At 70.2% G+C, this 11,594-nt stretch carries 12 protein-coding genes; 7 read left to right on the top strand and 5 right to left on the bottom strand.

The genetic code is table 11. From position 1 onward, the window contains the following. The first annotated feature begins 9 nt into the window (after positions 1 to 9). The 3 genes from A5673_RS02180 to A5673_RS02170 all read left to right on the top strand — a co-directional run bounded on the left by A5673_RS02180 (position 10) and on the right by A5673_RS02170 (position 1,347). Positions 10 to 381: a DUF2784 domain-containing protein gene (locus A5673_RS02180; RefSeq protein ID WP_068226854.1), complete on the top strand. Its 372-nt coding sequence runs from the start codon at positions 10 to 12 to the stop codon at positions 379 to 381. 73 nt (positions 382 to 454) lie between these two features. Beyond that, positions 455 to 676 carry a DUF2945 domain-containing protein gene (locus tag A5673_RS02175; RefSeq protein WP_068226853.1) on the top strand — a complete coding sequence of 74 codons (222 nt, stop codon included), beginning with the start codon at positions 455 to 457 and terminating at the stop codon, positions 674 to 676. A 170-nt stretch (positions 677 to 846) separates the two neighbouring features. Then, on the top strand, positions 847 to 1,347 hold the full coding sequence (locus A5673_RS02170) for a MarR family winged helix-turn-helix transcriptional regulator (RefSeq protein WP_068226852.1): 501 nt from the start codon (positions 847 to 849) through the stop codon (positions 1,345 to 1,347). Here the strand turns inward: A5673_RS02170 and A5673_RS02165 are convergent. Genes A5673_RS02165 through A5673_RS02150 form a run of 4 tightly spaced genes read right to left on the bottom strand, consistent with a single transcriptional unit; the run spans position 1,312 to position 4,714 of the window. Then, positions 1,312 to 2,559, bottom strand: coding sequence for a glycosyltransferase (locus A5673_RS02165; RefSeq protein ID WP_068226851.1), 1,248 nt, complete (start codon positions 2,557 to 2,559; stop codon positions 1,312 to 1,314). The genes A5673_RS02170 and A5673_RS02165 overlap by 36 nt on opposite strands. Positions 2,560 to 2,574: 15 nt before the next feature. Continuing rightward, positions 2,575 to 3,621, bottom strand: coding sequence for a type 2 isopentenyl-diphosphate Delta-isomerase (gene fni / locus A5673_RS02160; RefSeq protein ID WP_068226850.1), 1,047 nt, complete (start codon positions 3,619 to 3,621; stop codon positions 2,575 to 2,577). Beyond that, positions 3,618 to 4,121, bottom strand: a complete 504-nt coding sequence (locus tag A5673_RS02155) for a TspO/MBR family protein (RefSeq protein WP_068226849.1) — start codon at positions 4,119 to 4,121, stop codon at positions 3,618 to 3,620. Before A5673_RS02155 ends, fni begins: the two co-directional genes overlap by 4 nt. 2 nt (positions 4,122 to 4,123) lie before the next feature. Next, on the bottom strand, positions 4,124 to 4,714 hold the full coding sequence (locus tag A5673_RS02150; protein ID WP_156747777.1) for a heme-binding protein: 591 nt from the start codon (positions 4,712 to 4,714) through the stop codon (positions 4,124 to 4,126). Between the two features lie 195 nt (positions 4,715 to 4,909). On the opposite strand from A5673_RS02150, the gene A5673_RS02145 reads away from it, so the two are divergent. Further along, entirely contained in the window at positions 4,910 to 7,144 is a 2,235-nt protein-coding gene (locus A5673_RS02145; protein ID WP_068226848.1) for an MMPL family transporter, read from the top strand. Here A5673_RS02145 and A5673_RS02140 read toward each other — a convergent pair. After that, positions 7,095 to 7,577, bottom strand: a complete 483-nt coding sequence (locus A5673_RS02140; protein WP_068226847.1) for a MarR family winged helix-turn-helix transcriptional regulator — start codon at positions 7,575 to 7,577, stop codon at positions 7,095 to 7,097. The two genes, A5673_RS02145 and A5673_RS02140, sit on opposite strands and share 50 nt — an antisense overlap. A 63-nt stretch (positions 7,578 to 7,640) precedes the next feature. On the opposite strand from A5673_RS02140, the gene A5673_RS02135 reads away from it, so the two are divergent. The 3 genes from A5673_RS02135 to A5673_RS02125 are packed head-to-tail and all read left to right on the top strand — an operon-like array spanning position 7,641 to position 11,524. Beyond that, positions 7,641 to 9,713: an MMPL family transporter gene (locus A5673_RS02135; protein WP_068226846.1), complete on the top strand. Its 2,073-nt coding sequence runs from the start codon at positions 7,641 to 7,643 to the stop codon at positions 9,711 to 9,713. Then, complete coding sequence (locus tag A5673_RS02130) at positions 9,710 to 10,189, top strand: TspO/MBR family protein (RefSeq protein WP_068226845.1); 480 nt, start codon at positions 9,710 to 9,712, stop codon at positions 10,187 to 10,189. The genes A5673_RS02135 and A5673_RS02130 overlap by 4 nt, the downstream gene beginning before the upstream one ends. A gap of 3 nt (positions 10,190 to 10,192) precedes the next feature. After that, on the top strand, positions 10,193 to 11,524 hold the full coding sequence (locus A5673_RS02125; RefSeq protein WP_068226844.1) for a deoxyribodipyrimidine photo-lyase: 1,332 nt from the start codon (positions 10,193 to 10,195) through the stop codon (positions 11,522 to 11,524). Positions 11,525 to 11,594: the final 70 nt, after the last annotated feature.

The raw sequence follows: 11,594 nt of genomic DNA, 5'->3' as shown, positions 1-11,594 counted from the left end.
GAACCAGCGATGAAAAAGGCGCGATTCGCCTTCTTTAGAAGCCTCGCGATCGCCAGCGTGGGTGCGCACTTCGCCTACCTCCTCTACCTGCCCAGTGGCGGCTTCCTGGCGCTGCGCTGGCCGCGCACCGTCTGGCTGCACCTGGCGAGCGTGTGCTGGGGCGTGGTGGTCGTGACGCTGCCGGTGCCGTGCCCGCTGACTTCGCTGGAAGACTGGGCTCGCACGCGAGCCGGCATGCGGCCGCTGCCATCCACGGGGTTCGTCGACCGGTACGTCGAAGGTGTTCTCTATCCGCCGGGCCGAACCGGCGCCGCGCAGGCGCTCGCCTTCCTCGCGGCCGCCGTCTCCTGGGTCGCGCTGGCCAGCCGGCGGGCAAAGTAGCGGCTCAACGGGTCACCCGGCCCCGCGCGGGGTACCCGGCAACGAACACCCGCGACGAGGAAAGCGAAGAGACTTGACCGACAGGAAGTTCCGCAAGGGCGACAAGGTCGAATGGCGAAGCCACGGCACCACCGTCACAGGAACCGTACAACGCGAGATCACCTCGGACACCCAGGCGGCCGGCCGTACCGTCCGGGCGTCGAAAGAAGATCCGCAATATCAGGTCCGCAGCGACAAGACCGGCGCCGACGCCGTCCACAAGCCGAGCGCGCTGCGGCGCCACCACGACCGATAGCCACCTGGCACGACCGTGAACATGAGTGCCTCTGAACTCGAGAAGTGGCCCGAGACAGCGCAATCACGAGGCCCGGGGCGCGACCCGAATCGGATCTGGCACCGATGAGTTACCGCTCCGGCAGGTCACGCTAGGCCCCGGCGCGGCGCACGGATACGCTGGTGGGTCTGATGAGCAAGCGCCGCGCACCGGATCCACCGCCCGGCCGGGACGAGCTGGAGAGGCAGCTGTCGGCCGACATGCGGGCGATCACCGCGCAATCGGACCGTATCGGCCGTCACTTCGCGCGCACGAACGAGGTCGGCAGCAGCGATTTCCACGCCCTCCTGCACATCATGGTCAGCGAAACGGCGGGAAAGCCGTTGACCCTGGCCCAACTGCGGCAACGCATGGACGTGTCGCCCGCGGCGATCACCTATCTCGTCGATCGGATGATCGACGCCGGCCACATTCGGCGCGAACCCGATCCCGGCGACCGGCGCAAGTGGTTGCTGCGCTACGAGGAGAGCGGGATGACGTTGGCGCACGCTTTCTTCAGGCCGCTCGGCATTCATCTCAGCAAGGCCATGGCGGAGCTGAGCGACAAGGACCTGCTCGCCGCTCATCGCGTTTTCTCGGCGATGATCGCGGCGATGTCAGCGTTCGAGGATGAGCTTGAATCTCCCCGCTAGGCGCTCCTCGATCAGGTCGGCGCCGCGGCCCACGCCGCCGGTCGCCGCGAAACCGGCGGCCACCCGGCGGGCCCCCTCGGCCATGGTCATCGCCTCGCGCACGGCGGCGCGCAGGCGCGCCGCGGTGAGCCGCTTGGCCGGCAGCCGGGTGCCGCAGCGGGCCACCTGCACGCGCCGCGCGACTTCGGCCTGATCGCGGGCAAAGGGCACCGCACAGACCGGGACACCGCGGGCCAACGCCTTGACCGTGGTGCCCATCCCGCCGTGGGTGACGGCGCAGATCGCACGGTCGAGCACCGCACCATGGTTCAGGAACCGGCACACCGTCGCGTTGGGGTTCCGCGGCAGCCCGGGGGGCACGCCCGCCGGAAACGTCGCGACAACATGGACGGGTTCATCGGCCAACGCCTGCAAGGCGATTCGGCCGAGCCGGGCGTCGGCCTGCGCGAGGGAGGACGTGCTGACCAACACGATGGGCCGGTCGACGGCGGCGATCCGATCCGGGACGACGGCGGGGCCCGCCTCGAACTCACACGCCCCGATGAAATGCACGTCGCGCCAATCCGGATGCGGGTACTCGAAGGGCTCCCCGCCGACGGCCAACAAGAGCGGCGCGCGGCGCATGAGCCCGTCCACCGACCTGACCGGCGGCACATCCAGTCGCGCGCGCAGGTCGTTGACCCGTGGCACGATCCGGCGATCGAAGAGCCAGCTCACGAAGGGCCGCATCGACGCGTCGCGGACCGTTCCGATCGGGCCGGGCAGCGGCCGCAGGCCGGGGCCGAACGGCGGCGCCGCGCGAGACCTCAGGTAGGGCGTGAACGGCGAAAAGACCAGCCAGGGAACATCGCTGGCCTCGGCCGCCGAGATCGCCCCCCAGCAGTTCGCGTCGACGATGACCGCGTCGGGCCGGACGCGTGCCAGCGCGCCTCGCAGGTCGTCCACCTCGAACACCGCGCGCCGGCACAACACGTCGATCGTCTCCTTGAGGACCCCCAACGCGTTGGGCGCAAGCCAATCCCGGCCGGCGATGGCCTCGATCCGCGGGTCGACCGCCTCGGCGAGGACGCCGGCCGCGCGCACGGCGGGCACCCCGCCGGCCAGGGTGCAAAGGTGCACCCGGTGGCCGCGCTCACCGAGTTCCCGCAGCAACGCGGCCAGGGGATACAGGTGCCCCAGCGCGGGCGACCCGTAGGCCAGGATCACAGCCATGCGCCGTCGCCGCTCTTACGAGATGGGCGTCACGCCAAGGTCCCGCAGGGCCGGCAGGTCGGCCACCCCACACCCGTGCAGGCAGATGCGGAGCTCGTCGACGAATCGCTGCAGCCAGGCCGTCGCGGCCTCAGCCGACTCGATCGCCGCCGCTAACAGCGGCCGCGCCACGGCCACCACGTCGGCGCCCAGGGCCAGCGCCTTGGCCGCGTCCATGCCGGTGCGGATCCCCCCCGAGGCGACCAGCGGGATGTCCGGCAGCGCCGCGCGCACCTCCCCGATCGCCTGCGCGGTCGGGATGCCCCAGTCCGCCAGGTCCGGGTAGCGCAGTTCGCCGTAGCGGACCAACTGCTCGACACGCGACCACGAGGTTCCGCCGGCTCCGGCCACGTCGATGGCCGCCACCGGCGGCTCCCCCGACAGCCGCAGCAATTCGCCGATCGCGGCGGCGCCGATCCCGTGCCCGACCTCCTTCAGCAGCACCGGGTAGCCCAGCGTGCCGGCCAGGTCATGCAGCCGGTCCAGCGACCCGGCGAAGTCGGTGTCGCCATGGTGCTGGACGGCCTCCTGGAGCGGATTCGTGTGCACCGCAAGCGCGTTCGCGCCCACCCGGTCGAGCGCCGCGACGATGTCCGGCACCGCATCCTTGGTCAACTGGGACAGGCCGATGTTGCCGAACAACAGCACGTCGGGCGCCACGTCGCGCACGGTGAAGCTGGGCGCGGCCTGCTCGCCCAGGACGCTGTCGAGCATCACCCGCTGTGACCCCAACATCATTCCGATGCCGAGGCGTTGCGCGGCGGCGGCCAGATTCCGGTTGATGGTCCCGGACAACTCCGCTCCGCCGGTCATCGCGCCGATCAGAACGGGCGCTTGCAACCGCGCGCCGAGAAATTCGGTGCCAAGGTCGATGTCGTCCAGGTTGGTCTGGGTCAGGGCGTCGTAGGGCAGCGTGTAACGCTCCAAGCCCGTCGTCACACCCTGATAGCCCACATCGCCGTCGAGACACACGTCGATGTGGCGGCGCTTGCGGGTGGTCATTTCGCCACGGTCGGCCGTCATGGCACGTCAATCCTAACGCGGCGATTCAGCAACCAGATGTGGGTCGACAGCACGAAAGCGAACGCGCACCAGGCGGGATACAGGCCCAGCCACGCGGCCCGCCTACCGCCGACCGCGATGGCGCGCCGGGCCAAGTCGGCGCTGCTCGCGGTCAGCGCGGCGTTCACCGCGACCGCTGCCGCCAAATCGCGCCGATTGAAGAACACCCACGACCAGCCGGCATTCAGCAGCAGATTGACCGCCAGGGCGCGCAGGTAGGAGCGGGCCGCCGGCGCGTTGCCTGCCTGGTGCAACCGGTCGAAGGTGGCGCCGGATACCGCCGCGATGTCGGCGTACAACACCGGCCAGACGACGGGAAACGCCGACCGCGGCGGCTGATAGGCGGGTTTGCGCAGTTGCCGGTACCACACCGACTGACCGGCCGGCCGGGTAGCAAGACCACCCGCCGTTGCCGTCGCGACCACCGCCGCGGCGCTGGCGACGAGTGTGGTTGTGCCCATGGTTATGAAACCGGCGCTACCGGCACCGCAATCTCGTTGCGGCGCAGCGCCGGAACCGTCCAGGGCGGATCGTAGAACCAGGCCTCCGGCGTATCGACGGGCTCGAAACCGGTCTCGCGCAACGCGGTCATCAATTCGGCGGTGTGCGCGGCGATGGCGCGGCGGCTGCGGCTGCCCGTGAAGCGGTGCACCGCAATCGTCTCCGGCGGCACGTCCACCAGCCTGACGTCGCCGTCGTCGGGCTCGGGTAAGGACTGCAGCGTCTTGTCGGCCGGCATGAAGAACCGGATCACCCACTGGCGGTCGGCCGCCGCCTCTTGCGCCACCGGCGCCGTCATCGCGATCTTCTCGTGCACGCGGTTGCCGCCGAAGATGTAGCGGGCGAGGCGGCGAAAGCCGGTATTGCGCGCAGCCTCTTCGCCCGCGGTGACGGTCGTCTCCGCGGCGACCCGGGCGCCGTAGCGGCGGATCTCGACGTCGCGGCTCAGCTTCTCGGCGCTGTAGCCCGGCTCCTTGGTGCCGTGCCGATAACCCACCACCGTGCCCGCCGCATCGATGGCCTGGCCCAGCACGGCTCCGATCGATCCGAACACTTGCCACCTCGTTTCTTCGTCGTTGGGTGGTACCCCGCCTGCCACCGGACAACCGTCAGCCTAGCGGAATTTTGAGATTTAGTTAATTACTTGAATGGTTAAGAAACTTAACCTACTCTCGAGGTGGCGCGCGGACCGCCCAAAGCGCTGCTGGGCGTCGCCATCGCTGCCGCGGATCACTGCAGAGGGCGGTGCATGTTAGCGCGAATGGCCCGGCTGGCCGTCACCACGCCGCGATGGATCGTCGGAATCACGATCCTGTTCGTGATTGTTGCCGCCGTGTTCGGCATACCCGCCGCGAGCAAGCTGTCGCCCGGCGGATTCCTCGACCCGGCCTCCGAGTCGGCCCGCGCCGCCGCGACGCTCGCCGACAAGTTCAACCAGGGCGACATGGATCTGGTGCTGCTGGTCAGTTCGGCAACCGACGCCGACGACGCACGCGCGCAAGCCGTCGGCACCGACATCGCCCAACAGCTTTCCGAATCACCGTTTGTCTCGAAGGTGACGTCACCCTGGGGCGCGCAACCCACTCCCGGATTGTTCAGCTCCGACGGCAAGACCGCGATGATTCTCGCCGCACTCAAAGGCGACGAACGCAGCGCGCCCGGGCACGCCCGGGCACTGGCGGAGCGGTTCGCGCACGACCACCAGGGCGTCACGGTGGAAGCCGGCGGCTCGGCGCTGGTCTACGAACAAGTGAACCGGCAGACCGAAACAGACCTGCTGCGAATGGAAATCATCGCGATACCGCTGAGCTTCCTCGCGCTGGTGTGGGTGTTCGGCGGGCTGCTGGCGGCCGCCCTGCCCGTGGCGGTCGGTGGCGTCGCGATCCTGGGCTCGCTCGCGGTGTTGCGCGGGGTCGCGCTGTTCACCAACGTGTCGATCTTCGCCCTCAACGTGACCGTGGCGTTGGGATTCGCCCTGGCCGTCGACTACACGTTGCTGATCATCAGCCGGTACCGCGACGAAGTGTCCGCGGGGTCCGGCCGCGACGAGGCGCTGCTGACAACCGTGACGACCGCGGGCCGCACCGTGCTGTTTTCGGCGGTCACGGTGGCCCTCGCGCTGGCCGCGACGGCACTGTTTCCGATGTACTTCCTCAAGTCCTTCGCCTACGCCGGGACGGCGGTGGTGGCGTTCGCCGCCCTGGCGGCGGTGGTGGTGGCGCCGGCCGCGCTCGCGCTGAGCGGAGACCGGCTCGATGCCCTCGACATCCGGAAACTGGGCCGTCGGCTGCGGGGCCGCCCCGCGCCGCCGCAGCGACCGTTGGAACGTAATTTCTGGTACCGGACGGCGAAGCTGGTGATGCGGCACGCGGTCCCGGTTGGCTTGGCGCTCAGCGCTTTCCTGCTTGCGCTGGGCGCGCCGTTCCTCGGTGTCAGATGGGGCTATCCCGACGACCGGGTGCTGCCGACGTCGGCGTCCGCGCGGGCCGTGAGCGACCGGATCCGCAGCGAATTCCGCACGGCCTCCGAGGCCAAGGTCGTCCTGCCCGGCGCGACCGGCCTCACCACCGCGGACCTGGATGACTACGCCAGGCGGCTGTCGCTGGTCGCCGACGTGGCGGCGGTGTCCGCGCCCACCGGCGCCTTCGTCGCGGGTCACCTCAGCGGGCCGTCGTCGGCTCCGGGCGCTATGGCGGCCGGCAGCGCCTACCTGACCATTGAGACCACCGCCCCCCTGTACAGCCAGGCGTCCGAGGCCCAATTGGCCCGCCTGCATGCGGTCGCGCCGCCGGGGCACCGACCGGCGCTGTTCACCGGGATGGCGCAAACGAATCGTGATTGCGTGAACGGCATTACGTCGCGGTTGCCGTTCGTGTTCGGTTTCATCGCGGCAGTGACCTTGGTGCTGCTTTTCCTCCTCACCGGCAGCGTGGTGCTTCCGATCAAGGCGGTACTGCTCAATGTCGTGTCGCTTACCGCCGTGTTCGGCGCTCTGGTGTGGATCTTCCAAGACGGCCACCTCGGCGCGGCGGGAACCACGTCAACCGGCACGCTGGCGGCCAACGTCCCGGTTCTGATGTTTTGCATCGCTTTCGGATTGTCGATGGACTACGAGGTTTTCCTGCTCGCCCGGATCCGCGAATACTGGCTGGATTCGCCACGAACCGGCGCAGCCAACGACGAAAGCATCGCGCTGGGCCTCGCCCGCACGGGCAGGGTGATCACGGCCGCGGCGCTGCTGATGTCGATCTCGTTCGCGGCCCTGATTTCCGCCGGGGTGTCGTTCATGCGCATGTTCGGGTTGGGCCTGACCGTCGCCGTGTTGGTGGACGCGACCGTGGTGCGCATGCTGCTGGTGCCGGCCTTCATGCACGTGCTCGGCGGCCTGAACTGGTGGGCGCCCGATCCGTTGGCGAGATGGCACCAACGAATTTTCAGTGGGGCGAGCCCAATTCGCCCTGGAAGTGGCGCATTGCGGCGATAAGCGCAGTGAAGACCCGGTGCGCCGCGGCCAAATCGGCGTCGGACAAGTCGTCGAGCGCGGCGCGGGTGTGCGTTCCCAGCGGGGTGAAGAACGAGCGCGCGGTGTCCAGCCCGGGATCCGAGTAACGCAGGATGACCTTTCGCCGGTCCTCGGCGTGGGTGTCGCGCCGGATATGGCCGGAGTTGATCATCCGCTCGACGAGGTAGGTGATCGCTGCCGCTGACAGGCCCATCCTCTGGCGCAACTCCCCCGACGTCAGCGGAGCGCCCGCCGTCTCAGCCACCAGGATATGCAGCAGGGCGCGAAAGTCGCTCGGGCCCAACCGATGCACCGCGGCGAAAACGCGACCCAACTGGTCGGACTCGGCGGTGAGGGCACGCGCATCGGCTGCGATCAGAGCTTCGAGCCGCACCCGTTCGGTGGTGGCTTCCATCAGAATCGCAGCATACCGCGCCGAATCCGGATTGTTAACTTGATTAATGGTTAAGTGACTGAAATGCTTGGATGCGTGATCTGGGACGCTGCTGCCGCCGCCGTGACGGGCCGGCGGTCGTGGCTGCCCGGATTAGCCGCGGTCCTGCTGGGTATTGGCCTCATGGTGGTCATCGGCGGGAACGCGGCGGCGAGCCGGGCTCCGGTGTCGGTGCCCCCGGCCTCCGATTCCGCCAGGGCGGACGCCCTGGCCGGTGAGTTCCCGCGCGGCGACCGGGCTCCGCTGATCGTCGTGGTCAGCCGGGCCGACGGGGCGGCGCTCGCTCCGACGGACGTCGCCGCCGCGCAAGCGGCCCGCGACCGGGTGCTCGGGCTCACGCACGACGCCGCCCCGGCACCCGTGACGGTCTCGGCCGACGCCCGCGCGGCCATCGGCATGGTCTCCGTGGACGCCGGCCTGTCGGGGCTGGCCCTGAGCGGCGCGGTCACGTCCCTGCGCGCCGCCGCCAATGATGGACTGCCCGCGGCCCTGCGGGCCCACGTCACCGGGGGCCCGGCGTTCGGCGCCGACATAGCCAACGCGTTCACCGACGCCAACCTCACCCTGCTCGCGGTGACGGCGGCGGTGGTGGCGCTGCTGCTGGTCGCGACCTACCGCTCGCCGGTGCTGTGGCTGGTGCCGCTGCTGGTGATCGGGTTCGCCGACCGGGTCGCGGCCGCGGTGGGCACGGCGGTGGCGGGCCTGACCGGGCTGAGCTTCGACGGCGCCACGTCCGGGATCACCAGCGTCCTGGTGTTCGGCGCGGGCACCAACTACGCGCTGCTGCTGATTTCCCGTTACCGCCAAGAACTTTCGCGTTGCCCCGAGCATCGCGAGGCCCTGCGTCGGGCCGTGCGCAGGGCCGCGCCGACCATCGTGGCCAGCAACGCCACCGTGGTGCTGGCGCTGCTGACGCTGCTGTTCGCCTCGACCCCGAGCACCCGCAGCCTGGGCGCCCTGGCCGCGTGCGGACTCGTCGTCGCGGCGGTGTCCGTGCTGGTGGCGCTGCCGCCGGTGCTGGCGCTGTGCGGGCGGCGGTTGTTCTGGCCCTTCGTCCCCCGCGCCGACGGGGCCGCAGTCGAGTCGGGGCCCTGGTACCGGGTGGCCGAGCGGGTGGCGCGGCACCCTGCCGCGGTGGCTGCGGTCGCCATCGCGCTGCTGGTGGTCCTGGCGACCGGCCTGCTGGGGACCCGAATCGGCTTGTCGCAGACCGAGCAGTTCCGGGTCCGCGCGGATTCGGTGGCCGGCTACGACATTGTGGCCGCGCATTTTCCGGGCGGCCTGGCCGGCCCCACCGTGGTGGTCGCCCCCTCCGCCGAGGCGCCCCAGGTGCAGCGGGCGATCCGTGCCACCCCGGGCGTGGTCTCGGCGACTGAGACGAGCCGGTCGGCGACGGGACTGACGAACTGGTCTGTCGTGATCGACGCCCCACCTTCCTCCGATGCGGCGTTCACGACGATTGCGGCGCTGCGGAATTCGACCAAGGCCGCCGCCCCCGGCGCGCTGGTCGGCGGCCCCGACGCGCAGGCACTCGACATCCGCGACGGCGCCGCGCACGATCGGCTGGTGCTGATCCCGGCGATCCTGGCGGTGATCCTGGCCGTGCTGTTTGTGCTACTGCGCTCGGCCCTGGCGCCGCCGGTCCTGCTCGGCGCAACGATCCTCGGGGCGCTGGCCGCGCTGGGCCTCGGCGGCTGGGCCAGCACCCACGCCTTCGGCTTCCCGGCCTTGGACAACAGCACCCCGCTGTTCGCGTTCCTGTTCCTGGCCGCCCTCGGCGTGGACTACACCATCTTCCTGGTCACCCGCGCCCGTGAGGAGGCCACGCGGCATGGCGCACGGGACGGCATGGTCCGCGCGGTGTCGGCCACCGGCGGCGTCATCACCAGCGCGGGCATCGTCCTGGCGGCCGTGTTCTGCGTGCTGGGTGTGCTGCCCCTGATCGTGCTGACGCAGCTGGGCATCATCGTGGGCCTGGGCATCCTCCTCGACACCTTCGTCGTGCGGACTCTGGTGATCCCCGCGCTGTTCGCCCTTGTGGGCGACCGGATCTGGTGGCCCACCGACCCGACCCAACCGGAAGGAAGCACAACGTGAAACCCTCGACGCTCGCCGCAACCACCGCCGCCGTCGTGGCGGCCGCCGGCACCGGCAGCATCGCCAGCCCGGCGCGAGTGCCCGTGTGGTACTCAAAGCTTCGCAAGCCGCCGTACCAGCCGCCCGGCGCCGCGTTCCCCCTGGTGTGGACCACCCTCTACGGCGACATCGCGGCAACGTCCGCCGTGGTCATCGACCGATTCCGCGCCACCGGACGTGACGGCGAGGCGCGCCGCTACGCCGCGGCGCTCGGGGCGAACCTAACGCTGAACGCCGGCTGGAGCTGGCTGTTCTTCCGGTATCACCGGCTCGGCGCTTCCGCGCTCGGCGCCGCGGCACTGACCGCGAGCAGCGCCGACCTCGCGCGCCGCGCCGCACGGGCCGACCGACGGGCCGGTGCGGCGCTGTCGCCCTACGCGTTGTGGTGCGCGTTCGCCACCGTCCTGGCCACCCACGTGTGGCGGCTCAACCGCTGAATCATGCCTACGCTGTTGTGGTTTCGCCGCGATCTGCGGTTGCACGACCATCCCGCCCTGGCCGCGGCCGCCCGGGACGACGGGGACGTGCTCGCCTGCTTCGTCGTCGATCCGCGGCTGGAGGCCTCCTCGGGCCGGCGCCGGCTGCAATTCCTGGGTGACTCGCTGCGCCGGCTACGCGACGACCTGGACGGCCGGCTGCTGGTGACGCGCGGGCGGCCCGAGGTGCAGATCCCGCGCATCGCCACCGAGATCGGCGCGTCGGCGGTGCACGTCTCGGAGGACTTCGCACCGTACGGGATGCGCCGCGACGAAAGGGTCCGCGCGGCACTGGATTCCGTGCGGTTGGTGGCGACGGGCTCGCCGTACCTGGTCTCCCCCGGGCGGGTGGTCAAGAAGGACGGCTCCCCCTACCGGGTGTTCACCCCCTTCCTGCGCGCGTGGCGCGAGGTCGGCTGGCGGGCGCCGGCGAAATCGGGTGCCGCCGTCGCGCGCTGGCTCGACCCGGCGCGGCTGGCTATCCCGCGTTGCGAGATACCCGATCCCGGCGCGGCGCTCGACGTGACCGCCGGTGAGGCGGCGGCCCGCAAGCAGTGGAAGGCGTTCGTGGACAACGCATTACACCGGTATTCCGATGAGCGTGACCGACCCGACGTGGCGGGAACCAGCAGGATGTCGGCGCATTTGAAGTTCGGGTCCATCCATCCCCGCACCCTGGCCGCCGACCTCGACCTGCGCGGCGCGGGGGCGCAAGCCTTCCTGCGGGAGTTGGCCTTTCGCGATTTCTACGCCGACGTGCTGCACCACTGGCCGGCCAGCGCCTGGCACAACTGGAACAACCAGTTCGACGGCATCCAGACCGACGAGGGACCCGAAGCCGAGCGCCGCTTGCAGGCCTGGAAGGCCGGCCAGACCGGGTTTCCGTTCGTCGACGCCGGGATGCGTCAGCTTCACCAGACCGGCTTCATGCACAACCGGGTGCGGATGATCGTGGCGTCGTTTCTGGTCAAGGACCTTCACCTGCCGTGGCAGTGGGGCGCCGCATGGTTTTTGGATCAGCTCGTCGACGGCGACATGGCCAACAATCAGCACGGCTGGCAGTGGTGCGCCGGGTCCGGCACCGACGCCGCGCCGTATTTCCGCGTGTTCAACCCGGTCACGCAGGGCGCACGGTTCGACCCGTCGGGCGATTACATCCGGCGCTGGGTGCCGGAGTTGCGCGCGGTCGACGACGCGCACCTGCGGAAGGGGGAACGGCCGCGGGGCTACCCGGCGCCGATCGTCGACCATGGCGCCGAGCGCGCCGAGGCGCTGCGCCGATACCAGAGCATCTGAGCGATTTCTGCAACTTGAAGCTAGTTGGCATGCAATTATCAGCCGACTCACAGTTGTCGATTCGCCCTCG

This window comes from Mycobacterium sp. E3198 (assembly GCF_001667015.1).
Lineage (GTDB): Bacteria > Actinomycetota > Actinomycetes > Mycobacteriales > Mycobacteriaceae > Mycobacterium.
The sequence above is the reverse complement of the archived record's forward strand: the minus strand, read 5'-3'. Positions and strand labels throughout refer to the sequence as shown.

Bases quoted from the DNA above. Each gene is read 5' to 3' on its own strand.
- A5673_RS02180 (WP_068226854.1), top strand. From the start codon at position 10: ATGAAAAAGGCGCGATTCGCCTTCTTTAGAAGCCTCGCGATCGCCAGC.
- A5673_RS02170 (WP_068226852.1), top strand. From the start codon at position 847: ATGAGCAAGCGCCGCGCACCGGATCCACCGCCCGGCCGGGACGAGCTG.
- A5673_RS02165 (WP_068226851.1), bottom strand. From the start codon at position 2,559: ATGGCTGTGATCCTGGCCTACGGGTCGCCCGCGCTGGGGCACCTGTAT.
- fni (WP_068226850.1), bottom strand. From the start codon at position 3,621: ATGACGGCCGACCGTGGCGAAATGACCACCCGCAAGCGCCGCCACATC.
- A5673_RS02155 (WP_068226849.1), bottom strand. From the start codon at position 4,121: ATGGGCACAACCACACTCGTCGCCAGCGCCGCGGCGGTGGTCGCGACG.
- A5673_RS02145 (WP_068226848.1), top strand. From the start codon at position 4,910: ATGTTAGCGCGAATGGCCCGGCTGGCCGTCACCACGCCGCGATGGATC.
- A5673_RS02140 (WP_068226847.1), bottom strand. From the start codon at position 7,577: ATGGAAGCCACCACCGAACGGGTGCGGCTCGAAGCTCTGATCGCAGCC.
- A5673_RS02135 (WP_068226846.1), top strand. From the start codon at position 7,641: ATGCTTGGATGCGTGATCTGGGACGCTGCTGCCGCCGCCGTGACGGGC.
- A5673_RS02125 (WP_068226844.1), top strand. From the start codon at position 10,193: ATGCCTACGCTGTTGTGGTTTCGCCGCGATCTGCGGTTGCACGACCAT.